The following is a 24,569-nucleotide window of genomic DNA, read 5'->3' as shown; positions in this document are numbered from 1 at the left end:
ATTTTGGTTCAAATTCACTGTTTGTTCGCTCCTTCGGGTGGGGGGTGGCGCCTCACTGCAGCTTGTCGGTCAGGGCCCTTCGGATCGCACTCAGGAACGTTTCGCTGTCGACGGCGTGAGCCGGTCGGGTACTCAGATGAGCCAGATCGGCGGTCATGGTGCCGGATTCAATGGTTTCCAGCGTCGCCTGTTCCAGGGCGTCCGCGAAGCGGATGAGCGGCGCATTGCCATCGAGCTTGCCGCGCTGGCGCAGTGCGCCGCTCCAGGCGAAGATCGTGGCCACCGGGTTGGAGGAGGTCTTCTCGCCCTTCCGGTGCCGATAGTAATGCTGGGTAATGGTGCCGTGAGCGGCTTCAAATTCATAGCAGCCGTCCGCGCTGACCAGTACGGAAGTCATCATGGCCAGGGACCCGAAGGCGGTGGACACCAGGTCGCTCATGACATCGCCGTCATAGTTCTTCAGTGCCCAGACCATGCCGCCCTGGGAGCGCAGAATACGGGCCACGGCATCATCGATCAGGGTATAGAAGTAGGTAATTCCGGCCTGCGCAAAGGCCGCGCGGTAGGTCGAGTCGTAGAGGTCCTGGAAGACTTCCTTGAACCGTCCGTCATACTGTTTCATGATGGTGTCCTTGGCCGAGAACCACAGGTCCTGTCGGGTGGCCAGGGCATATTCGAAACAGGCAGCGGCGAAATGCTCGATGGAATCATCCTTATTGAAGCAGCCCTGGAGAATTCCCGGTCCTTCAAAGTTATGGATGGTTTCCCGGAACATCTCACCGTTCTGACCGGTGAACAGAAGCTCGGCTTTCCCCGGTCCGCTTACCCGGTACTCGGTGTCCCGGTAGATGTCGCCGTAGCTGTGGCGGGCGATGGTGATGGGCTTTGTCCAGTGCGGGATATAGGGCCGGATGACCTTGGTCAGGATGGGCTGGCGGAACACGGTCCCGTCCAGGATGGCCCGGATGGTTCCGTTGGGACTGCGCCACATCTGGCTCAGTCCATATTCCTCCATGCGCTGGGCATTGGGCGTGATGGTGGCGCATTTGACGCCGACCCCGTGCCGCCTGATGGCGTGGGCCGCTTCACTGGTGATGGCGTCCCCGGTCTGCTCGCGCCGGGGCAGGCCCAGATCATAATACTCGGTTTTCAGTTCCAGGAACGGCTCCAGTAGCTCGGTCTTCACCATCTGCCAGAGCACCCGGGTCATTTCGTCGCCGTCCAGCTCCACTAAAGGGACGGTCATCTGAATTTTTCCGGTCATCTTTTCTCTCCTCCCGCCGGGGCAGCGTTTTGGGCGTACCAGTTCATCAGGCAGCCGGCCAGCACCAGCTCCCGTTCGGCCGGACTGAAGCCGGTCAGCAGCAGTTCCATGGGCTGGACGTCTGCATCGGTCACAACCCACCCCTGGACCCGGTCTGCTCCGCTTTGCACGGCTTCCCGGATGCCGGGCACATACACCCAGTCCCCGGGGGCATAGTCAAAGGCCGTATCAGGCGCAATGGTAAAGGGGAGCATGCCCCAGTTGACACAGTTGGAGCGATAGCGTTTCGTGGCATAGGTCCGGCAGATGTTGGCCAGACCCCCCAGCACCCGCTGGCAGGAGGCTGCCTGCTCCCGGGCTGAACCATCCCCCGGGCTTTCGCAGAACAGCACCGACCCGATCATGGTGTCGGAAAGGTCCGCCGCCTGACTGCCCAGACGCTCCAGGACGCTGTTGACTTCCGCCGGTACCTCTCCGCTGCGTCGCTGCTTCTCCAGTTGCTGAACCGCCTGACAGCGCCCTACATAGGCCGGTTCCCGGCGGCTGAGGGTAAAAGAGGCCAGTTTCATCGGATTGGACCGGTAGCTCGAAGTTTCTCCCGAAGGAATCAGCTCATCGGTGGTGGTGACCGGATCATGAATCACCGCGGTCAGGCGCAGCAGCAGATGGTCGGCCAGAGACGGAATCGCCGGCCAGGGCGCGATGTTGGGTCCGTAAGGCAGGATCGTCTCCGGACGGGGCTGGCCAAAGCCCTGATACACCCGATTGCGGTAAGGGGTGGCGTCATAGGACCGGGGCAGACTCGATTCATCCTCGTATTCCAGACCCAGGGCCGAGGTCAGGACGCCCTGATGGCGGGCGGTGGCCGCGATGGACCGCGCATCCATCAGAATGACGGAGGCCAGCTGGCCGTCTCCCGGGCGGGAACCTTCCCGGCTGGGGAAGTTTCTGGTGGTATGGCGGATGGACAGCCCGTTGTGGGACGGCACATCGCCCGCCCCAAAGCAGGGGCCGCAGAAAGCGCTCTTCATCAATACGCCGGCTTCCATGAACTTCGCGGCAATACCGGCGCTCAGCAGTTCCAGATTCACCGGCACGCTGGAGGGATAAACCGACAGCGAGAACGGTCCGGAGCCGGTGCCAGCCTCGCCCAGAATGGCACTGGCCGCCGCCATATTCTCGAACATGCCGCCGGCGCAGCCGGCAATAATGCCCTGATCCACCATCAGTTTGCCGCCTCTTATCTTATCGGTCAGACGAAAGTCCAGACGTGCTCCGAATTCCTCCTGGGCAGTACGCTCCACCTGGCGCAGAATGTCACCCGGATTGGCGATGAGCTCGCGCAGGGCTACCGCCCGGGACGGATGGAACGGCAGAGCCGCCATGGGTTCGATCTGATCCAGATCGATCTCAATGAGCCCATCGTACAGGGCCCCCTCCCCGGGCGTTAGCTCCCGGTAATCCGCCGGCCGGCCGTGGACGGCGTAGAAATCACGGATGACCTCATCGGTCTGCCAGATGGAAGACAGGCAGGCTGCCTCCGTAGTCATGACATCAATACCCAGGCGGAAGTCCACCGATAAATGACCCACTCCCGGACCGCCGAATTCCATCACCTTGTTTTTGACAAAGCCGTTGCCGTAAACCGCTCCGGTCAGAGCAATGGCAACATCATGCGGGCCTACCCCCTGTCTTGGCTTTCCCGTGAGCCAGACCAGAATGACTTCCGGCGTCGTGCTGTCCCAGGTACTGCCCAGCAGCTGCTTGACCAGTTCCGGTCCGCCCTCCCCCACCCCCATGGTGCCCAGGGGGCCAAACCGGGTATGGCTGTCCGAGCCCAGAATCATCCGGCCGCAGGCGGCCAGCTCTTCCCGGGCATACTGATGAATGACAGCCAGATTGGCCGGCACATAGATGCCGCCGAACTTCTGCGCTGCCGCCAGCCCGAAGGCATGGTCATCCTCGTTGATGGTGCCGCCCACGGCGCACAGGCTGTTGTGGCAGTTGGTCAGGACATAGGGCATCGGGAACTGCTTCAGCCCGCTGGCCATGGCCGTTTGAATTATCCCGACATAGGTAATGTCATGGGAGATCAGACGGTCAAAGCGCAGCGACAGACGCCCTGCCTCCTGGCAAGAGTCATGGGCGTTAAGAATCGTATAGGCAATGGTATGATTGCGGGAGGCTGCGGCATCGAGCCCCGTCGTCAACTGGGGTACTCCCCCCCGGAGCATCACCGGTGCGTCGGTCAGTCTGATCATGGGTCCACCTCATCTTTAGTTAGGATTTTTTTCAGTATACCATTTTCATCGAATATTGCAATATCTGATGTGCCTAAATTTCATTTTGGATGACATTCAATCATTTATCCCCCTAAAAAATCCTTCAAAATGAAATCATTTGACTTTTAACTTGCAAAAACCTTTCAGTTTCGGTATACTACAGAAAAATCCTGTAAAGGGCGGGGAAACAAATGAATCTGAATCAGTGCGCCATCAACGGCACCCTCACTTCACTGTGCGGGGATCTGCAGAAAGAATACAGCATCGACTACCATTATTTTGAAGGGGACATGGTCAAGCGCGGCCTGCGCAACGCGGACGGCACCGGCGTCATGGCCGGCGTCAGCAAGATCGGCAGCGTCCAGGGCTACTATATGCGCGACGGCGAACGAGTTGCGATCCCGGGGGAACTATACTACCGGGGCATCAACGTGATGGATATCGCGGAGAGCCATCAGCGCGAGAACAGTTTCGGCTACGAAGAGGTGGCCTACCTGCTGCTCTTTGGCAAGCTTCCCGCCAAATCTGAATACGACTGCTTCCGGGAAATCCTGTGCCGGACACATAAGCTGCCGGACCGGTTCTTTGAGGACATGATCCTAAAAGCCCCCTCCAAGGATATTATGAACAAACTCGAGCGCAGTGTTCTGGCCCTGTATTCCTACGATGACAACCCGGATGATACGTCCCTGGAGAACGTCATGCGCCAGTCCATCGAACTGGTCGGACGGTTTCCTTCCATTGTAGCCAACGCCTATGCCGTCAAGCGGCACGTGTTTGAAGGGCATTCCCTCTATATCCACCATCCCAAGGAGAACCTGTCGGTGGCTGAGAATTTCCTGCGGATGATCCGTCGGGACAAAGTCTACACCGATGAGGAAGCCAAACTGCTGGACCTCATGTTCATCCTGCACGCCGAGCACGGCGGCGGAAACAACTCCGCCTTCGCCTGCCGCACCGTCTCCAGCAGCGGAACCGACACCTACAGCGCCATCGCCGCTGCCATCGGCTCGCTGAAAGGGCCGCTCCACGGCGGCGCGAACGCGAAAGTCACCCAGATGATGGACTTCATAAAGGCAGAGGTCCAGGATCCAACCGATGACGCCCAGCTGCGCTCCTATCTGGCCAAGCTCCTGGCCGGCCAGGCCGGAGACCGGTCCGGCAAGATCTACGGACTGGGTCACGCGGTCTATACCATCACCGACCCCCGGGCCGTTGCCATCAAAAAATATGCCCGCAGCATGGCCCAGGCCAAGGGCCGCATCCAGGACCTGGAACTCATCGAAAGCGTGGAACGCCTGGGCATCCCCCTGGTATTCGAACGAAGCGGACGGAGCATCTCCCTGTGCGCCAATGTGGATCTGTATTCCGGTCTGGTCTATGACATGCTGGATATACCCAAGGACCTGTTTACCCCCCTCTTCGCCATCGCCCGCATCACCGGCTGGTGCGCCCACCGGATCGAAGAGCTGGTCAACGGCAAGCGCATTATCCGTCCGGCCTACCGCTCCGCTCATCAGATGGCCAGCTACACCCCCATGGAATATCGGACAGAACCGACTGCACCCATCAAAGACTCCATGGATTAATCCCACCTGAGCCGGAGGGTCTGACCGCTTAGGACTCTGTCGATGGATCCCGCAATCGAATGAATCAAATTGTATTGAATCAACAATATGCCAAAAGGAGCTGCCGCTCCCCGGGATGTCCGGGTGAGCAGCAGCTCCTTCTGGCTTGAGATTGACATGACGCTGGCTTTGACATGACGCTGGCTTTGACATGACGTTGGCTTGGCTAAGCTTAGCTTTGCAATTCATTAGCTATGGCCTGGCAATGACTTGGCCAGGCCGGACTGTTGCTTCAACAGCATGATCAGGCTTCGTTGTATTCGTAGTTCGTGATCCGGTCAATGGAATTGTCCGAATTGACAAACACCACTTTGGGCTTCCAGGCTCTGGCTTCCGCTTCATCCATCTGGGCATAGCAGATGATGATGACAACATCGCCGGGCTGAACCAGTCGGGCGGCTGCGCCGTTCAGGCAGATGATGCCGGAATCCCGGGTTCCCGGAATGACGTAGGTCTCCAGCCGGGCTCCGTTGTTGTTGTTCACGATCTGAACCTTCTCATTCTCAATGATTCCGGCCGCGTCCATCAGGGTCTTGTCGATGGTAATGCTGCCCATGTAGTTTAACTCCGCCTGGGTGACCGTGGCTTTATGGATCTTGCCTTTGAGCATGTTGAGCAGCATTATCTGACCTCCTGTTCCGGGCCAAACACCACATTGTCAATGAGCCGGGTGGTGCCGAAGAACACGGCAACCGCCACCAGCACGGGCCGCGTCATGGGGCCCTGAACCGGACGCAGATCCTCAAAATCCACCACTTCGACATAGTCGATTCTGGCCAGCGGCTCCGCGGCGATCTGATCGGCCACCTGCCGGCGAATCAAGTCGGCGCTGCGCTCGCCGGATTGCATGGCCTGCAACGCCCGGCTCAGACTTCTGTTCAGCACCAGGGCCGCTGCCTTCTCCTCTGCGCTGAGATAGGCGTTTCTGGAGCTTCTGGCCAGTCCGCCGGCTTCGCGCACAATCGGACAGGCAATGACATCGACCCCGAAGTTCAGGTCCCGGACCATCCGCCGGACCACCGCCACCTGTTGGGCATCCTTCTGGCCAAAATAGGCCCGGTCGGGATTCACGATGCTGAACAGCTTGCTCAGGACCAGGCAGACGCCGTCAAAATGACCCGGCCGCTTGGCGCCGCACAGGACATCGGTCAATCCGGTGACATGGACCGTGGTGGCCCGGTTGGGAAGGTAGAGCTCCTCCGGATCCGGATGGAACACCGCGTCGACCCCGGCACTCTGGCACAGGCTGTAGTCCGTCTGGATGTCTCTTGGATACGAGGCGTAATCCTCATTGGGTCCGAATTGGGTCGGATTGACAAACACGCTGGCGATGACCCGGTCGTTTTCCGCCACCGCCTGTTTGAGCAGGCTCAGATGGCCCTCATGAAGCGCTCCCATAGTGGGCACAAATCCAATGGAGCAGCCCTGTTTTTTCCACTCTCGGACGAGTGCCCTTACCTCTTCGATGGTTTTGATCAGCATAATTTCCCCCTCGCTAATTCTTGCTGCGCTCATGCCTGTCGGATCATGAGCCTTGCGGTTAATTAATATAATTTTTCCAGCAGCTGCTCGCTGATTCTATATGTATGCTCCGCTGCCGGAAACTGGCCCGTCTCCACTTCGTGGATGTAGGTACCAATCGCCTCAACTATTATACTCCCGATATTGGCGTACTGCCTGACAAATTTCGGAACGAAATCCTGGAACAGACCGAGCATGTCCTGATACACCAGAATCTGGCCGTCGCAGGCTTTTCCCGCTCCGATTCCGATGGTCGGAATTGCCACCTTTCGGGTGATCAGCTCCGCCACCTTCTCTGGGATTCCTTCCAGAACAATCGAAAAGACCCCGGCTTCTTCCAGCGCGGCTGCATCGTCCAGCAGCTGCCGGATGGCTTCCTCGCTCTTTCCCTGGACCTTGAAGCCGCCGAAGGCATTCACCGACTGCGGGGTAAGCCCCAGATGACCCATCACCGGAATCTGTGCCGCGACGATCGCCCGGATCTGGGGAAGGATATTTCTGCCCCCCTCCAGCTTGACCGCGTTGGCACCGCCTTCCTTGACCAGGCGTCCGGCATTTTCCACGGCCTGTTCCACCGAAACCTGATAGGACATGAAGGGCATATCGCTCACGACCAGCGCATTGCCGGCCCCCCGTTTTACCGCCCGGGTATGATAAATCATTTCTTCCATGGTGACTGACAGGGTGTCCGGCTCCCCCTTAACCACCATGCCCAGGGAATCTCCGATCAGGATTCCGTTGATCCCGCTCTGATCCATCAGCTTCGCCATGGTATAGTCATAGGCGGTCAGCATGGTCAGCTTCTTTCCTTCGGCTTTCGCCTGGCGAAAGGTCCAGGTTGTATTTTTCATCAGTGCTCTCCTTTCAGACAACGTTCCATTTCCTCATATGCCCGGGCCTGTTCCACCCGCTCATTTTTCCTGGCCAGCTCCAGCAGGCGCAGGGACAGATTCCGGTACAGCCCTTCATCCTCGGGCCGAACCACCGCCAGGTGTCGCCTGACCGTCTGTGCATCGCCCCGCGCCACCGGACCGGTCAGAGAATCCGCAAAGCCCTTTTCACCGATGCTTCGAATGTTTCCTTGGATGAGCGGCAGCATCGCCGCGATGGCGTCCGGTTCGGAAAGATCCATCGCTGTCAAATAGGAAATCCCCGTTTCCAGTAAGGCCAGGGTCAGGTTTGACACAAACACATTGGCCAGATGATAGGCCGCGGCGTCTTCCTTCTTCCGGATGAAGTACGGATTGCCCAGAGTCCGGAGCAGACCCGGCACAGAGTGGGGCATTCGGTCCGCCGCCAGTGAATCATCTTCAGTCAGGCCATCGCCTTCTGCTGAAAAATAGATAGAACTCAGATCCTGCGGCGGAGTCTGTCTGGAGGAGAAGGCATAGATCGGATGCAGTGAACAGACCGTCGCTCCGGACCTCCGGGAACCTTCCAGCGCGTCAGACGTCAGTGAACCGCTGGTATGGCAGATAATCTTGCCGCGCAGCTCCTGACGGGCGAGCTCTGCATCCACCATCGCAACCTGGTCATCCGGCACGGTAACAAACAGCAGATCACTGGCGAAAAGGATGTCCTGCAGGCTTTCAAAGCAGACCGTACCGGTCAAACCGGCCGCATCCCGGGCATGGCCGAGGCTTCCGCCGAAGAATCCGGTCACCTGAATTCCCTGGTGGATCAAGTAGCGAGCCAGACTGACGCCTACTTTCCCCGGACCGATAAATCCTGCTTTCATCATCCTTCCCTCCCTCGGACTGATCCCGGCTTTAATCCGGACTGCTGAGCCAGATCCCCAGCCTGACAGCATCTGCATCGTTTCCCCTTCAGTGGCTCCGGCTCATTCCCGTGGAACTCCTGACGTTTCATCCGGAACCTGAACTCATGGGTTTTTCCAATCCTAACTTTAACACAAATCCCAGGATAAGCTAAAGATGCAAATTTGGTCAGGGTATCAAATATCTTGCCTTAAAGCTTGACTGAATATCTTATGGCAGCATATTAACCTTAACTTCCTGAATTTTGGGTCAATCAAAAATCCCTGGAAACCGCTCTAAATGACTCGTTCAATTAATTTACGACTTTTATCCCATATCAAAAGTAATTTAACTGCATATAAACTTAATTTATGATTGCCATTAGATAATATGATTGATAAACTAATCGCAAAGAATGGTAGAAAAATCATGCAGAATCAAAATTGGCGACTTCTTAGCAAAATAACAAGAGTCGGATACCTTCTCACTGAATCACTACACCTGTCCCGTGCTGCTATAGGCACCTCACTATTTACGCGTACAACGACCGGCAGTAGGTAAAATTTAAGGTAGGATCGCGGAATATTATTTCAAAGGATTTGTTCTGAAATGAAAAAAATAAACTTTACAGTACTTTTCTACTTTATTTCCTTTCTTCGATGGTGACAATTATTCTTGGGATTAGAATCGCAATGACTTATGTGCTTGAAGGGCCATTCCTGGTATTTTATCTTGCGTTGAGCTTTGTTGGTATTTATTCAATAATCGGACACGGAATTCGAATTTATCGTCAGTTCAAAAAAGATTAAACCTGCCGTAACTTCAGCTGTACCCTGATTCCGTATGGATTTTTCACTACCTGGTTCCAAATGCGTCAGGACGTTTTTATGGGAAACAAAAACATATCATTTTCCCCTTCAATCTGGAATTCACTTTGCACCATTGATGATCAGCATATAATATTTATAGAATCGCAAGAAATATGAGGATGAAAGTCAGATTATAGTCGAATGAAACATAGAACAAGCATCAAGTCGCTTGACTAAAAATCCAGTCAAGCGACTTGATGCTTGTTTTGTGTGAGTGGTAATCCCCTATTTTACTGTAATGAAAAGGCAGACGTTCGTTTACCACAGTCCCTCTCTGCCTTCAACTCCTCCTGAAAAGAATCAACTTCTCTGGGTAAACCAATTCGGCGTGCGATTTCATGACAGCTATTCCCATTAACATCCCTTGTTTTCACCAGGCAGCCGATGCGATGTCCTTGCTGGTTGGCAAACGGTCCATGAATCAGGCAATCCTTTTGGACAGACAGAAAAAAACCGTCGGCAAACAGACGTTCTGCCGTTGTTTGGTGCTGAATCCAGCAGTTTTTTTGACCAAATCGTGATACCCTAAGGGTAAACAGATCAAGGGAGGAACGCATCATGAACGAAAAAATCCAGCAGCCCCGGTCCGGAATGGGTTATCTCATTCTCTTCATTTCATTGTACTTTCTGGCAATTGCCCTGTTCTTCATTGGACTAAGGCAGACCTATCAGGATTCTATCCTGGGACCGATTCTTATGATCATCAGCGGGATCTGGCTGCTGATCGGCTTTGTTCCCTTCTTCGGCCTGAAAGTCCTGCGCCCGCAGGAAGCGCTGGTTCTCACTCTGTTCGGCAATTATACCGGCACACTCAAGGGCGATGGCTTCTTTTTTGTCCATCCGTTCTCTTCCACCGTCAATCCGGCGGCCGGCACCCGATTGGGTCAAAGCGGCGATGTGGAAGTCGACAAGAAGCGGAAGAACGTACTCGAACTTGGCACCGGCACCATCCATTCGGCCGAAAAGCCGGACAAGCGGATTTCCCTGAAAGTGATGACCCTCAACAATACTCGGCAGAAAGTGAACGATGCCCTGGGAAATCCGGTGGAAGTCGGTGTGGCGGTGATCTGGCGGGTCGTCGATACAGCCCGGGCGGTATTCAATGTGGACAATTACAAAGAATATCTGTCTCTGCAGTGCGATGCCGCGGTTCGGGACATCGTCAAAATCTATCCTTATGATATTGCTCCCAATGTTGACACCACCGGTGACGGAATGTTTGATGACGGCAGCCTGCGGGGTTCCACCAGCATCGTCGCCGAGCGCATCCGACAGGAAATCCAGGTTAAGGCGGACCTGGCGGGGATCGAAATCCTGGAGGCCCGCATTACCTATCTGGCTTATGCGACGGAAATCGCCTCCGTAATGCTGCAGCGGCAGCAGGCCAGCGCCATCATTGATGCACGGACCATGATTGTGGACGGAGCCGTCAGCATGGTGGAAATGGCTCTGACCAAACTCAGTGAAAACAACATCGTGGAGCTCGATCCCGACCGCAAGGCGGCCATGGTATCAAACCTCCTGGTCATCCTGTGCGGCAACCGGGATGCCCAGCCCATCGTCAACAGCGGAAGCCTGAACTAAGCCTGAATTCCCCGAAGCATCCCGGTTCAGCCGGAGACTGCTTCGAACCACGAAAGGAGTCTCTTATGCTGCAGATCCAAATCCCCGGCTGGAAGGAACTGGCCTTACACCACCTGGTCCTCGACTACAACGGGACCATCGCGGTGGACGGCCGCCTGCTGGAGCCGATCCGGCCACTCTTATCCCAACTGTCCAGTCAGCTCGCCATCCATGTCCTGACGTCGGACACCCGGGGAACGGCCCGGCGGGAACTGGCCGGACTTCCAGTCGTGCTGGAGACCTTCGCCGGCGACGCGGCCAGCATCGCCAAGGAAGCCGTCGTGAACCGGCTGGGAGCTGATTCCTGCGTCTGTGTCGGAAACGGCCGCAATGACACTCGCATGTTCCAGGCAGCTGCCCTGGCCATCGCTGTCCTGGAAGAGGAAGGGACCTGCGCCAGCCTGATCCCACATGCTCATATGCTGGTTCGCTCCAGCCAGGACGCCCTGCTCCTTCTGCTTGATCCCCAGCGCCTGATCGCGGGCCTGAGGGGCTGACTTGATATATCAACTCCACGGCAGCACATTTCCATTCAGCACTCTCATCAACTGAAGCAACTAAAACCGGTCTGGCGCCTCATCGTTTGAGGCACCAGACCGGTTTTTCAATTGAACGTGCTGTCCCGTTGCCCCTCATTGGTTGTTCCCTGAGAGCGGCGTCCACCGTTCCGAAACTGACTGCAGCTTCTTCCCGGAACGGGTTATCACCGGATCCATTCAAGATAGACATTTCGGTAGATAATATACGGAAACTGGTCCAGCAGAACGGTAGATTTGGCACCCTCGGCGATATCCTGGGCCACCGGCTGATTCTGAGCCATTGAGGTCTGGTCAAAGATTTCCTCCAACGTTTCCGGTGAGGAAACGGTCTTGCTGTAGTACGTCTGAGCGTTGGGGCCGATGTGGCGAATCACCAGATCTCGAATTCCCGGACCCTTGGGCGATGTCACGTAGTAAAGTCGGATCCTGTGAGCGCCGCCCTTCTCGGCTCCGGGCGTGTTAATGGTCCGGCCCAGTTCCGATCCTTCTATGTTGTCTGTTCCGTTCCAGCCATAGAGTCTGGCTTCGGGATCATTGGCATAGTGCGATTCAAACCAGGCTCTGGCGTCCTCCCCCTGGGTTTCATTCTCAAACAGTATCTCCACTACAGGCGGATTGGACGGATCATCTTCCCGATGATACCGGGCATAGAGATAAGCCAGACCGTCAAAGGGATGAACTGTGCGCCCGGCGATGTTGCCGATCAGATGCCAGTTCCCGGCCGGATCCGGAATTTTGTCCGATGGGGTCTGATTCTGCTGCAGGAACACCAGTCGAAGGGCGCTCACTGTCATTTCAGAGGGAACAACGGTAAGATGCTGATTGGCATACTCCACATAGGCTTTCTGATATTTTTCTCGGAGGGCGGAAGTCGGAGCGAATTCCCAGATGGGGACCAGCCCGCCGTCTTCAAAATCACACAGATCCGGCTCACTGGCCACGCTGTCCCGCCAGTTCTTCAGCACGGCCGGGTCATACTTCATACTCAGTCCATCCACCCCGTTGCCGCCGAAGGTCATGATGGATTCATCGATGTGCTCGCTGAATTCTTCCGATACGGTGGAGGTTGACCCTTCATAATCCATGCCCAGGGAAGCGAATCCGGCGTTAAATTTTGCTTTGGCTTTGATCTCAAAGTCTTCCTTGTCGCTGACGAACCGCTTCTCAATCGCAATGTTGTAATTAAGCCGTCCTCCGACCCGGATCGAGCGCAGGACGTGGGTTCCCTTTTCGCGGAATACCGTCAAAGGATCTGTCTGTTCCATATACGCCAGAAACGCCGGATTGACATAATTTTTCAAATCCGTCATCGGATCGATGTAGATCTTGTAACGGGAAATATCATAGAAGATCGTCCCGAAATAGCTGCTGGTCTGCTCCAGATGAGTGGATGTAAAGCTGGCTTTGGTGCTTCCTGAGAAGAACAGGTAATTGCCCTCTATGCCGATGGATTTGGCAACTTCCCTGGAATAGCTGCGGGCATTTTCACTAGATACCATGCGATAGTCGCTGTGTTTGACATCATCGCGAAACAGTTTGCCATCGGCCAGCAGACGTTCAAAATCAAGGATTTCCGTTTCCTTGACACAGCCTCGCATGGCATAGTAGGAAAAGATATCGTAGCCTCGGCCCAGCGTGCTCAAAGCCGGCAGATCTTTGTCCGCCAGAGTCAGCGCAAACAAAGAATGTGATGTGGCATTCGTCTGACCGGGTCGGATGGAACCCAGGTTCCCCCAGAAGCTGCCCGGCTTGATGCCCAGCTTGCTGAACAGGATCGAATTGGCAATCTGCTTGTGTTCGGTGCTGGCAGGTGCTGAGAAGCTTCCCGGCAGTTTGATTTCCACATTGCTGGCGTAGTCTGAAGGCTTTGTAACTGGCGTTGTAGTCGCAGGAGTAGTGGCAGGCTGAGAATCCGGCGTTGTCAGGGGCTGAGTGTCCGGTACCGTCTGGGTCTGGATCGCCGATGGAATTTCAGTGGTCGTCTGAAGTGAGGCCTGCGGATCCTTGCCGCCGGAAGCCTGCGCCTGCGTCGTCAAGAAGGAAATTCCGGTTGTCGGAGTCTGGCCGGTTGTTGCGGGCGAGCAGCCAGTCAGCAGCATCCAACAAAGCACAATTCCGGTGATTCGCTGGGAATAGACTGCAGATTTCATAATAAGAAACTCCTTTCCGTAGGAAATGCATTCCCTTATTTTGATCTTACTCCCAGGGAAAAGTATGTTCAAGACAGTACCTCGACCAATTCTCAGACTGGAGGGATCCCCTGTCAGACTCCCTGAACTCCCTGAAACAGAAACAAGGATCCTCCTCATGATAAACGCACCGGTTGAAATGATATACTGGTTGTAGTCGAAACAGGACATTGGGAGGTACCGGTATGGGAATCAGGGAAAAACTGCTGGGATGGAGGACGGGGAATCGTGAAGAGCGGAACAGAACCAGTCCCCAAAAGCATGACACAGCGGTTCTTTTTGAAACGATGACGGATACGCAGCTCCTGGCCGCACTTTCTCAGCGCATCGCTCCGGCGATCCGAGCCCTTAATGAAAGACAGGTGGTCGAAGGGTTGGATGGGCCAGCCAGAACCCTGTATCTCCTGAATGCCTTTGACCGGGAAATCCGAGGCGGCGGACTCTGTCAGTTCTTTGTAAACTCCAGCCGCGCCCTGGCGCCTTGGATTCCCGACGCTTTACTGCAAATTGAAGCGTCGCCCTATGCCCAGCTCTACACCGATTTTACCCGCCGACACCAGATCGACCTGAGTGACCTGGATTCGTTTGCCATCCGCAATTTGAAAGAATACGAGGGGCAGGCTGCCCGTTATCCCTTCGATGACTTTGACCGACCCTTCTATGATCTGGAGCAGGTTCGGCCGTTAGCATCCTACCTTGCCGATTATGCCCGCAAGCATCGGTCAGAATTCTGATTGTCTTATTCAAAGAACCATCCAACGAACCATCCAACGAACCATCCAAAGAACTAGTCAATGAGCCTTCAATGAATTAATCAAAGAACCATTCAGTGAAATAACAAATGATCCTTTCGAAAAAGGAAAGCAGACCAGTCACCGCTGGAATCCACAAGGATTCGGTGACTGGTCTGCTTTGCTTTGAATCGTAGTCATGAAATGTCTGATGCCTGTTACTGTTTTCCGACCTGGCGCAGCCCCTTGATCCCGCCGGTGATGACACTGGTCGCAAAGCCGGCCCGCTGGAGCATGGAGGCGGCCGTGATTGCCCGGTTGCCGGAGGCACACAGCAGGTAGACCAGTTTGCCCTTGGGAATTTCCGCCAGCCGATCCCTCAGTTCTTCCAAGGGAATCAGCAGTCGGTTGGGGGGATCTCCCGCGTCATACTCATGCTCCTTGCGCAGATCGAGAAGGACAGAATCCTTTGCCGGTGAATTCATGAACTCTTCGGAAGAGATCGTATCCAGCCGCTCCAGCCGGCATGCGGAGGTCTGCCACTCGACAATGGCCTGAGGAATGAAGCCCCGGATCTGTTCAAAGCCGATCCGCCGGCTCTGTCGGAAGATGTCCTCCAGTCGACTCAGCTGAGTAGGATCAATGATGAGGGCCAGTGGCGTGTCCGGATCCAGAATCGTGCCCAGATGGACGGACCAGTTGTCCATGTTCAGATAGATCGAGCCAGGGATATGCCCGCCGTTGAAAGCTTCCTTGGGACGGCAGTCCACCAGGACCAGCTCCTGGTCCGCGGCTTCCTTGAGCGTCACCGGCAGAATCGCCATCCCCAGTCCCAAGGGCTGTGCTCCCGTGACATTGTACCGGCGCATCCGGTCAAAGTAAGCCGGGCGAAGCCGCATCCGGCCAAACCGCTGAATAAAAGCACTGCGTGACTCATCCTGCAGCTGTGCGTTATAGCGCCGTTCGTAGCCCAGAGTGGAATACGGCCTCTCTTCCATACTCTGACCGCAAGCTGAGCCTGCGCCATGCGCCGGCATAATCAGCACCTCGTCTCCCAGGGGCAGCAGCCGTTCAAAGACCGTCTCATACATCAGATTCGTCATGGATTCGAGCTGCTCTGGGCCATACAAATCGGTTCTGGCCAGATCTCCGATGAACAGACTGTCTCCGGTAAACACCAGGTACGGCGTCTCCCGGCCATCTTCATACAGCGCATAGGACAGATGCCCCAGGGTATGGCCCGGGGTATGGATCGCCTTTAAGGCAATTCCACCCAGCTGCAAGGAAAAACCGTCCCGGATCCGATTGCCGTAGACATGCCCCACATCCTCATGACCGGAGATGTAGATGTCAGCCCCGGTCAGCTGACGCAGCTCCTGGCTGCCCAGAATCATATCCTCATGCCGGTGGGTCTCCAGGATCGCCGTAATCTTCCCCCCGGCCTGTCTGGCCAGCTCCAGGTACACCCCGACATCACGCCGCGGATCAATCACCGCCAGATTTCCGCCATCGCCCACCAGGTAGGAATAATGGGCCAGGCCCTCACTTACAATTCGCTGTAGTATCATACGATTCTCCTTATCCTGCAGCTCTCTCTGCATTCATACGCTGCGTTGATTTTTTGCTGAATGGTTACTGAACCGACGGTCCGGTAAGAAACCGCTTTAACCCAAGCCATCTGACATCCCAAATTATTAGGTAATCTCCACTGGCAGAAACCACCGGATTGTATCTTGATCATACAACAAGAATCCTTCCAGTTGAATCCCGTTTCAGGACGTGGTTGAGGATCTTGATGTAAGTTCCTTACCCCTGGTTGTCTTTGACAGTTCATTCACTTTGGTGTTATTCTCGTCAGCCGCACAGGCGCTCAGATCTCAGATCTCAGGATCGAGTGAATCGCTGTCCAGTTCCAACTGGAAGGACTGCAGTTTGTTTCGGCTCTTTTTTTCATAGGACAGAGGAACACAGGAAATCCAGATCCATCATCCTGAGACACGCTCCCTTAAGCGGAGCTTAAAGAAATCAAAGTTCCAAAAGAATCTGATGTCCCGCAGCTGTTGATGTGTGACCCAATCCAGGCTGGTTGAACCCTGTCCGCAAAAACTGCTGCCCGATCCCCCCACTTTCCTGGTTGAGAATCGGACAGCAGTTTCTCAAGCGTTGACAGATGATAAAAAATGACCTAAATCACCCTCCGTCCCAGCCTGTTTATGTTCGTAACCCCCTGACTCTGATCAGGCAAGCCGCTGCGAAACCTCGCAGCGAATGATTCAGCTGATTAATTCAGGGGTTCCTTTGACGTTTCCATGGCAGCGTTCTCATATTTGAAAACACCTGCCACCAGGATGACTGCCGAGATGATAAACAGGTACAGGCCGCTTCCCGCAGCATTCACGGTAGACCCAAAAAGCTCCACATTCTTTGAAAAGGCAAAGTAGAGACCGATGATGACGGCCAGAGAACTTGAAATCAGTCCAATAATTTTATTCATGGGCTTGTCTGCCAATACTACATAGACCGGATAAGCAAAAAGGACTAAGAACAGATACCCTTCTTGTTGGAAACCGGAAGCACTGAAAATTCCTAAATCAACCCATTTCAAGAACAAAGAAAAAATTGCCAGGCATAAAGCTATAAAAATTAGCTTTCCCCCAAGACTCCAGCGATTAAAATTAAACTTCATTTCAATCCTCCATCCTAGTTTCGCGAAAATTTCGGCCATTTAACAAAAGTATAGCATTTTTCTGAGAATTAACCATTCATTTTCGAGATATAAAACTCTTTCTCTCACTGGATCTTTGTTTGGCCCGATCCCTACCATCGGAGGCCAATCACAGATTTATCGGTCATCCGTCGTTCCTGGTCGTTCCCTGCTCGGAGTCAGCATTGCGCCGGTACCCCCGTCATGGCGATGCTCAAGATCCGCTGGCCCGATCGCATGAACAGCTCCGGATAGGAAAATTTTGCCCGGTACTTTGCCATCAGCTCCGGAGGCAGCGAAGTAAAATCATCCTCCCCCAAACCACACACAAAGAAAGTTCCGGCAATGATGTCATAATCCTCCAGCGACCGGTTCAGCGGCAGTCCAATCAGCTTCCCTTCCTCATGACAGATCAGAGCCACCGGATCATCATACGGATACACCGCCTCGATGGGTCCCCCCACCACTGCCTGCATGGCTGCCAGTCCGCCGCTGATGCTCTGTTCATAAGGGGTCTGCCCCGGTTCAATAATCAAGATGTCCATCGTCTTCTCCTTTTATTTCCGTTTGGTGTTAGCATTCCAAAACTCGCCGGTTTTTATTCATTTTTTTCAGATTGGATGTTTCCCGATGAACTGAAACCCAAAACAAGCCAGTCGGCTGATCCTGGGGATCAGCCGACTGGCTTGCTTTATTCCTCATGATTGATGAAAGGGGGTTGAAAACACCTTTCATCGCCTGCTAAATGCGCCGCAGGTTCCTCAGGATGTCGTCGAAGGTTTTGCAGTACTTGTCTGCTCCGGTGAAATTCTCCACCTGCTTTAACCCGTCAAAGGCCGCCCCGCCGATCAGCATGGTTGGGGTCCGCGTGCCGAAGGTTTGCTTGACCTTCTCAATGATGAGCTTCACGCTGTCAATGTGAGGAGACATGGTGACGGAAAACAGGACGGCATAGGGCTTGTTTTCCCGAATTGCCTCCAGAATGCTGTCGGTGGGAATGTTGTGGCCCAGAAACAGGATCCGGTAACCTTCTTCCTCCAGCCGGTCTGTAATCATCCGGATTCCGATGGTGTGAAGCTCCGCCCCGGGCACAATGGCAAGGATCAGGCGGCTACCCGATCGCTCCTGAATCCGTCGGCTCTTGATCAGGGTCAGGTTCTCCAGCGTTATCTCCGAGATAAAATGCTCCTTCCAGACCGGTAGCTCTCCCCGGTCCCACAGCCGGCCGACTTCTTTCAGGGATCGGCTGATCCACTGTTCATGGATGACCTGGGTGCTCAGCCCCTGGTCGAGCAGGCTGGAAATGATCGTCCGAATTCTTGACTTATCGCAGCGTAGCAGGCTGGACATGTAGTCATCGAATCCGATGGGCTGAGCCGGATGCTCCGGGACACTCTCCGCCGCTGGGGCAGTGACTGCCCGCCCCAGCAGATAATCTACGCTGACCCCGAAGAGGTCACCGATTTCCTTCAGCTTGTCCAGATCAGGCAGACGGGTGCCGTTTTCATAGTTTGCCACGGTCGTCTGACCGATGCCCAGGGACTCAGCGACGGTTTTCTGAGTCCAGCCTTTTTCTTTTCGTACTTCTTTCAGGCGGGTTGAAAATATCTGATTCATCGCATACTCCTGTGGTTCTGATTGTTTATCTGTTTCTGTTCGTTGTATAATACTACCAATGGTAAGATAACTATTTCTCAGATTCTTTATCTAAATTAAACCACATATCGTGTTACTAAACAAGATTTAACTCGTTATGAATTATTATTATTACATTTTGTGTTATACTGAGCCTGAGAAGTAAACCAGGGAGCGAGTCAGACCAGCCCGGTATGCGGGCGGGAACCGCTCATTATCATAAAAAAAGAGGTGTACTAATGAATCGTTATTTGAATGATCTCCTCCGCATCCTGGAGACCGAGGATCGCCTGGAAGCGCTGCGCTTCATTCTGGACCTGATGGATCAGGACAATCTGTCCGTTCAGGAAATTCATGAAGAGCTGCTCACCCCGGCCCTGAACAGCATGGTTCCCTCCGGAGATATCAATATGGACATCTGGAAAGAACATGTACGAACATCAATCATTAAATCCGTCATCGAAAATCTGCTGCCCTATGTCGCCAGGGAGCGCGCCGCGGTTTCGACGCCCAAGGGGAAAACCGTTGCCGTGCTCTGCCCGCCTGAGGAATATCACGATATAGGCGCTCGAATGGCCGCGGATATCCTGACCATTCACGGCTATGAAACGATCTTTGTCGGCGGCAACACCCCCCTGCGGGTGTTTGAAGCCGGACTGGCCACCCTGCCCATCGACTATGTGGCGATCAGCATTTCCAATCCCTACCATCTGGTATCTGCCCGCAACATCATTGAAGGCATTCGGTCCAAATCACCGGGTGTGCGCATCATTGTGGGCGGCAATGCCATTGAGAAGCTGGGCGAACGGGCTGAAGTCCTGAAAGCGGATCGCTTCGTGCATTCCCTGAATGACCTGAAAGACCTGGAAGGAGGTGTCAGCCATGAGTCTCGCGTTTAGCATCGCGCTGCGCTTCTTAAAGTCGAGCAAAGGTCAGACCCTGCTCATCGCGCTGGGCATCGCCATTGGCGTATCGGTTCAGATCTTTATCGGATCCCTGATTCAGGGACTCCAGATTGACCTGGTGGATACGACCATCGGCCGCCAGCCCCAGGTTACGCTGGCCTCCAATACCGACGACAAGCTGATCGAAAACTACCAGCCCATTCTGGATGATGTCGCTGTCAATTATCCCGGAGTCAAGCATGTCTCCCCGGCAGCCGACGGTCCCGCGCTCTTTACCATTGACGAAGAAAACTACAGCGTGCTCGTGCGCGGGCTGTCCTTCGAACAAGCCGACGGCATCTATCAGATCGCTTCCAGCCTGAAAGAAGGCTCTCTTCCAGTCCAGGGGGACGAAGTCATGATCGGACTGGACCTGGCGAAGGAAACCGGCCTGGCCATCGGCGATACCGTTGAAGTCCTGGTGGGATCTCCTGAAAAGTCCACGATGAAGATTACCGGACTGTTTGACCTGGGGGTTTCCAGCCTGAACAAATCCTGGGTACTGACCACACTGGCCACCGCCCAGAACCTGTTTGATTATGGCGACCGGCTCACCGGCATCGAAATGCAGGTGGAGGATGTGTTTGCGGCGGATACCATCGCTCAGTCCATCCAGAAGAATCAGAGGGAAACCATTGAGACCGAGAACTGGAAGGATCAGAATGCCTCGCTCCTGTCCGGCTTGAACGGCCAGAGCGTATCCAGCCTCATGATCCAGGTCTTTGTCATGATCTCCGTCCTGCTGGGCATCGCCAGCGTACTGGCCATAACCGTTGTCCAGAAATCCCGTCAGATCGGCATTTTAAAAGCCATGGGCATACAAGACGGATCCGCCAGCCGGATCTTCCTGTTCCAGGGACTGATGCTGGGTCTGGCCGGCGCCATCCTGGGCATCCTCCTTGGTCTGGGACTGGCTTATGCCTTTACCCGGTTCGCGGTCAATCCCGACGGCACCCCGGTCGTCCCCCTCTTCATCGATCCCCGCTTCATTGCCCTGTCAGCCGGCTTTGCCGTTCTGGTCTCCACCCTCGCCGCCCTCATTCCGGCGCGCAAGTCCTCCCAGCTCAATCCAATCGAGGTGATCCGCAATGCCTAATGTCATCGAACTGAAAAAAATCAACAAAATATACGGTTCTGGTCAATATCAGACCCACGTGCTGCACGATTTGGATCTGAACATCGCGCAAGGCTCCTTTACCTCCATCATCGGCCAGTCCTGCAGCGGCAAGAGCACCCTGCTCAACATTGTCGGCACCCTGGATCAGCCCAGCACCGGCGAAGTCTATATCAACGGCCGCCGGACCGACCAGATGAAAAAAAAGGAACTGGCCGTGCTGCGAAATGAAACCCTGGGCTTCATTTTCCAGTTTCACTACCTGCTTCCTGAGTTTACCGCCATGGAGAATGTGCTGATGCCCTACCGCATCCGCAGCGGAAAAGTTCCGCCGGCCGATCTGGCCCGGGCTCATGACATCATGGATCTGGTGGGACTGAGCAAGGTCAAGGACAACCTGGCCACCAAAATGTCCGGCGGGCAGCAGCAGCGTACCGCCATTGCCCGGGCTCTGATGAACCAGCCCAAGATTATTCTGGCCGATGAACCCACCGGTAATCTGGATTCCGATACCACCGAAACCATCTACGAGCTCCTGCGTGAAATCAACGCAAAGCTTGACACCACTTTTGTCATCATCACCCATGACCGGCGCATCGCCGAAAAAGCCGACCGGATCATTGAAATCAGGGACGGACGGATTGCCCTGGACGTGTAGGAGGCAGCCATGATTCATGACACCCGGATTCAACCGCTGAATGACCAGGTCATTCGATCCGACGGCAACTACGTCCTGTACTGGATGCAGGCCTCCCAGCGGACCCGCTGGAATCACGCCCTGGAATTCGCCATTCGCGAGGCCAACCGGCTGGGGCTTCCGCTGGTCACCGGTTTCGGCCTGACCGATGCGTATCCCGAGGCGAACCGGCGCCATTACACCTTTATGGAAGAGGGACTTTTGGACATAGCCGACGCGCTGGCCAGACGCTCCATTCCTTTCCTGATCCGAGCGGCCTCGCCGGAACAGGCGGCCATTGACTGGTCCGGTCAGGCCGCCCTGCTCGTCACCGACCGCGGTTACCAGAAGCATGAAGTCGCCTGGCGGGAAACCGCCGCCCAGTCTGTTTCCTGTGCCATGATTCAGGTGGAGACCAATGTGGTGGTTCCGGTGGAGACCGTCTCGGCCAAGGAAGAATACGCCGCGGCCACCATCCGGCGCAAAATCGAACGGCTCCTGCCCGAGTATGGTTTGTCGCTGGATGAGACAGCCCTTCAGACTCAGGCCTTGCCGGCTCACCTGGAGCCCTGGCGGGCAACCCCTGAATCCATCCGCTCTCTGTTCAAAAACCTCCGGGTGGATGAGAGCGTACCTGCAGTGTCTCTGTTCTACTCCGGCGGCGAGCGCGAAGCTTCCCGTCTCTTGGAGGAATTCATCGAACAGCGCCTCGACGGCTATGCCGAGCTGCGCAACGATCCCGCCCGACACCAAACGTCCAACTTGTCGCCCTACCTGCACTTTGGCCAGATATCCCCCCTGGAGATCTACCTGGCATTGACCACCCTGCACTCGGAAGATAAGCGCTCCTTTCTCGATGAACTCATCGTCCGGCGCGAGCTCTCCATGAACTTTGTCCGCTACAATCCCCATTACGATACCTATGATGCCATCGGCTCCTTTGCCCGCCTCACCCTGGACCAGCATGCCCTGGATCCCCGCCCCGTCCTCTACTCGCTGGAAGAGCTGGAGCAGGCCAAAACCCACGATCCCTACTGGAATGCAGCCCAGCTGGAAATGACCCTGACCGGCAAAATGAGCGGCTATCTTCGAATGTATTGGGGCAAAAAAGTCCTGGAATGGTCGCCTTCCCCGGCCCAGGCCTACCACCGGCTGGTACTGCTCAACAACAAATACAGCCTGGACGGCCGGGATCCCAACGGCTACGCTGGCATTGCCTGGTGCTTCGGCAAGCACGACCGGGCCTGGTCGGAACGCCCCATCTTCGGCAAAGTCCGCTACATGAACGACAAAGGGTTGGAGCGCAAGTTCCGCATTGGCGACTATGTCCGGCAAATAGAGGCTATCCAGTCCCGCCTGCGCGAACCGGATCGATCCCGGCCTTAGGCGATGTAACACTGGGACCAGGCCGGCCACGGCGCCATCGGACGGACCCCGGCCGACCGGAATGAAAGCTCCTCATTGATTCCGGCCCCGGCACTTAAATCCGTTCCATAGAATAGCCCCGCAAACCAATGAACGTTCCCAGGATTCACTGCCTGCCCCGCGAGACACTGCTTTCCTCCGGACTCATCAGAACAAAGCAGTCACTTCTTCCTTATTCTTCTTGATTCCAGGAGCGACACCCCCATTTTAATCCCCCGTGAAATCCCCCGTGAAGTCCTCCGGCAAAACCAGGAAATCACGGGGGCTTTTGTCATTTCCCATTCAATCCTTCTCAAAGGATTGGTAAAGAACTGGAGCTTAGATTATCAAACCTCTATATTTGCGAAGGTTGGTCGATAATTGCCGGTTTATTATGGGGATGATAACGTTTTTATGATAGACTATTATCAAATAATGGGATCATTATCATTGTCTGAACGCTGTTTGAGGAGGGAATGCAATGAAACGCGCCTTACTGCCCTTGCTGTTGATCTCCGCCCTTTTGACTGGCACCGGCTGTACCGCGAAAACGGAATATCTGTCGGCCAAGGACTGGGAATCAAAGCATCCGGACATCCATGCTTCCTACCTGGAAAATAAGGAAATGGAAGCGACGACCTACGGCGGATCGATCCAGGTGGATTATCTGGAAAAGTATCCTTACCTGAAGACCCTGTATGAGGGGTACGGCTTCAGCATCGAATATCTCCGGGCCAGAGGACATGTCTACGCTCTGGAGGATGTCATGGGCACCGAACGGCCCAAGCCGGGAGCCAGCTGCCTGTCCTGCAAAACCAGTGATTTTCTGAAACATCTGGAGGAAAATGGGGTCAAGGGCAATGCCATGAAGTTCGAGGATGTTGCCAAAGCGGAAATGGAGACCATCAGCTGCTATGACTGTCACAAGAACGAGCCCGGTACACTCCACGTGACCCGGGAACATCTCAATGTCGCACTCAAGGGAATCAACAAGGAATTCAAGCCGGCGGAACTGGCCTGTGCTCAATGCCATGTGGAATACTATCTGGAACCGGAAAACAAGGCGGTGGTCATGCCCAGCGTGAACGGCCAGACACCGGAGGCAATGCTGGCTTACTATGACCAGGCCAAATACTCGGACTGGGTACACCCGCGCAGCGGAACGCCGCTGGTGAAAGTCCAGCATCCGGAATGGGAAACCTTCCAGGACAGCCTCCATGACAAGATGGGATTAAGCTGTACCGACTGCCACATGCCGGACGCAAAGAAGGCCGACGGCTCGGTATTTCCCTCGCATCACTGGACCAGCCCGCTTAAAACCATCGAAGCCTCCTGCCTGCCCTGCCACAAAGACGATACGGCAGACAGCCTGAAGCAAAAAGTCGAAACGCTGCAGGGCGGAGTGGAAACTCAGATGAACGCAACGGCAGAACGGATTGTCATCCTGATCAATGAACTGGATGCCGCCACGAAAGCCGGCAAACCCGAAGCAACCCTGACCCAGGCCCGGGAGAAACACCGCCAGGCTCAATGGTATTGGGATTTTGTCTTTGTTGAGAACAGCGAAGGCTTCCACAACAACGCCTTGTCCAAACGCCTGCTGGATCAAGCTGCCACAGTGACAGAGGAAGCCCTGGCACTGCTCAAATGATCTGCCGCATCGTCCGGGGCTCCGATTGTAAGGAGCCC

The 24,569-nt window shown here is 55.0% G+C and carries 20 protein-coding genes; 9 read left to right on the top strand and 11 right to left on the bottom strand.

The window, feature by feature from the left end:
• Positions 1–52 precede the first annotated feature (52 nt).
• Both NQU17_15065 and NQU17_15060 read right to left on the bottom strand, forming a co-directional pair.
• Entirely contained in the window at positions 53–1,264 is a 1,212-nt protein-coding gene (locus NQU17_15065; protein ID UUM11912.1) for an NADP-dependent isocitrate dehydrogenase, read from the bottom strand.
• A complete protein-coding gene (locus NQU17_15060; protein UUM11911.1) occupies positions 1,261–3,525 on the bottom strand; it encodes a hydratase in 2,265 nt (754 codons plus the stop codon). The genes NQU17_15065 and NQU17_15060 overlap by 4 nt, the downstream gene beginning before the upstream one ends.
• A 212-nt stretch (positions 3,526–3,737) precedes the next feature.
• On the opposite strand from NQU17_15060, the gene NQU17_15055 reads away from it, so the two are divergent.
• Entirely contained in the window at positions 3,738–5,135 is a 1,398-nt protein-coding gene (locus tag NQU17_15055; protein UUM11910.1) for a citrate synthase, read from the top strand.
• Positions 5,136–5,418: 283 nt separating this feature from the next.
• On the opposite strand, the gene NQU17_15050 is transcribed toward NQU17_15055, so the two are convergent.
• The 4 genes from NQU17_15050 to NQU17_15035 all read right to left on the bottom strand — a co-directional run bounded on the left by NQU17_15050 (position 5,419) and on the right by NQU17_15035 (position 8,436).
• A complete protein-coding gene (locus NQU17_15050) occupies positions 5,419–5,796 on the bottom strand; it encodes an aspartate 1-decarboxylase (protein ID UUM11909.1) in 378 nt (125 codons plus the stop codon).
• Positions 5,796–6,656: a pantoate--beta-alanine ligase gene (panC, locus tag NQU17_15045; GenBank protein ID UUM11908.1), complete on the bottom strand. Its 861-nt coding sequence runs from the start codon at positions 6,654–6,656 to the stop codon at positions 5,796–5,798. Before panC ends, NQU17_15050 begins: the two co-directional genes overlap by 1 nt.
• Positions 6,657–6,718: 62 nt before the next feature.
• Complete coding sequence (gene panB / locus NQU17_15040; GenBank protein UUM11907.1) at positions 6,719–7,546, bottom strand: 3-methyl-2-oxobutanoate hydroxymethyltransferase; 828 nt, start codon at positions 7,544–7,546, stop codon at positions 6,719–6,721.
• Positions 7,546–8,436, bottom strand: coding sequence for a DUF2520 domain-containing protein (locus NQU17_15035; GenBank protein UUM11906.1), 891 nt, complete (start codon positions 8,434–8,436; stop codon positions 7,546–7,548). Before NQU17_15035 ends, panB begins: the two co-directional genes overlap by 1 nt.
• A gap of 1,443 nt (positions 8,437–9,879) precedes the next feature.
• On the opposite strand from NQU17_15035, the gene NQU17_15030 reads away from it, so the two are divergent.
• Together NQU17_15030 and NQU17_15025 are read left to right on the top strand one after the other, a co-directional pair.
• Entirely contained in the window at positions 9,880–10,905 is a 1,026-nt protein-coding gene (locus NQU17_15030; protein UUM11905.1) for an SPFH domain-containing protein, read from the top strand.
• 65 nt (positions 10,906–10,970) lie between these two features.
• Positions 10,971–11,441, top strand: coding sequence for an ATPase P (locus tag NQU17_15025; GenBank protein ID UUM11904.1), 471 nt, complete (start codon positions 10,971–10,973; stop codon positions 11,439–11,441).
• Positions 11,442–11,647: 206 nt separating this feature from the next.
• On the opposite strand, the gene NQU17_15020 is transcribed toward NQU17_15025, so the two are convergent.
• On the bottom strand, positions 11,648–13,633 hold the full coding sequence (locus NQU17_15020; GenBank protein ID UUM11903.1) for an MACPF domain-containing protein: 1,986 nt from the start codon (positions 13,631–13,633) through the stop codon (positions 11,648–11,650).
• A gap of 224 nt (positions 13,634–13,857) precedes the next feature.
• On the opposite strand from NQU17_15020, the gene NQU17_15015 reads away from it, so the two are divergent.
• On the top strand, positions 13,858–14,406 hold the full coding sequence (locus NQU17_15015) for a DMP19 family protein (protein UUM11902.1): 549 nt from the start codon (positions 13,858–13,860) through the stop codon (positions 14,404–14,406).
• A gap of 215 nt (positions 14,407–14,621) precedes the next feature.
• Here the strand turns inward: NQU17_15015 and NQU17_15010 are convergent, their stop codons facing one another.
• The 4 genes from NQU17_15010 to NQU17_14995 form a co-directional block, all read right to left on the bottom strand.
• Positions 14,622–15,971 carry an MBL fold metallo-hydrolase gene (locus NQU17_15010; GenBank protein ID UUM11901.1) on the bottom strand — a complete coding sequence of 450 codons (1,350 nt, stop codon included), beginning with the start codon at positions 15,969–15,971 and terminating at the stop codon, positions 14,622–14,624.
• A 713-nt stretch (positions 15,972–16,684) separates the two neighbouring features.
• Positions 16,685–17,089 (bottom strand): hypothetical protein, encoded by a 405-nt coding sequence (locus NQU17_15005; protein UUM11900.1) that lies wholly within the window; start codon positions 17,087–17,089, stop codon positions 16,685–16,687.
• Positions 17,090–17,286: 197 nt separating this feature from the next.
• Positions 17,287–17,652, bottom strand: a complete 366-nt coding sequence (locus NQU17_15000) for a DUF3846 domain-containing protein (protein UUM11899.1) — start codon at positions 17,650–17,652, stop codon at positions 17,287–17,289.
• A gap of 196 nt (positions 17,653–17,848) precedes the next feature.
• A complete protein-coding gene (locus NQU17_14995; protein ID UUM11898.1) occupies positions 17,849–18,724 on the bottom strand; it encodes a helix-turn-helix domain-containing protein in 876 nt (291 codons plus the stop codon).
• Positions 18,725–18,981: 257 nt separating this feature from the next.
• On the opposite strand from NQU17_14995, the gene NQU17_14990 reads away from it, so the two are divergent.
• The 5 genes from NQU17_14990 to NQU17_14970 all read left to right on the top strand — a co-directional run bounded on the left by NQU17_14990 (position 18,982) and on the right by NQU17_14970 (position 24,531).
• On the top strand, positions 18,982–19,641 hold the full coding sequence (locus NQU17_14990) for a cobalamin B12-binding domain-containing protein (GenBank protein UUM11897.1): 660 nt from the start codon (positions 18,982–18,984) through the stop codon (positions 19,639–19,641).
• Positions 19,625–20,782 carry an ABC transporter permease gene (locus tag NQU17_14985; protein UUM11896.1) on the top strand — a complete coding sequence of 386 codons (1,158 nt, stop codon included), beginning with the start codon at positions 19,625–19,627 and terminating at the stop codon, positions 20,780–20,782. The genes NQU17_14990 and NQU17_14985 overlap by 17 nt, the downstream gene beginning before the upstream one ends.
• A complete protein-coding gene (locus tag NQU17_14980; protein UUM11895.1) occupies positions 20,775–21,458 on the top strand; it encodes an ABC transporter ATP-binding protein in 684 nt (227 codons plus the stop codon). The genes NQU17_14985 and NQU17_14980 overlap by 8 nt, the downstream gene beginning before the upstream one ends.
• A 9-nt stretch (positions 21,459–21,467) precedes the next feature.
• On the top strand, positions 21,468–22,862 hold the full coding sequence (locus tag NQU17_14975; GenBank protein UUM11894.1) for a deoxyribodipyrimidine photo-lyase: 1,395 nt from the start codon (positions 21,468–21,470) through the stop codon (positions 22,860–22,862).
• 499 nt (positions 22,863–23,361) lie between these two features.
• The gene (locus NQU17_14970) at positions 23,362–24,531 is read left to right on the top strand and encodes an ammonia-forming cytochrome c nitrite reductase subunit c552 (GenBank protein ID UUM11893.1); all 1,170 of its coding nucleotides are present in this window, start codon (positions 23,362–23,364) and stop codon (positions 24,529–24,531) included.
• Positions 24,532–24,569 lie beyond the last annotated feature (38 nt).

This window comes from Clostridiaceae bacterium HFYG-1003 (assembly GCA_024579835.1).
GTDB lineage: Bacteria > Bacillota > Clostridia > Clostridiales > Clostridiaceae > JG1575.
The sequence above is the reverse complement of the archived record's forward strand: the minus strand, read 5'-3'. Positions and strand labels throughout refer to the sequence as shown.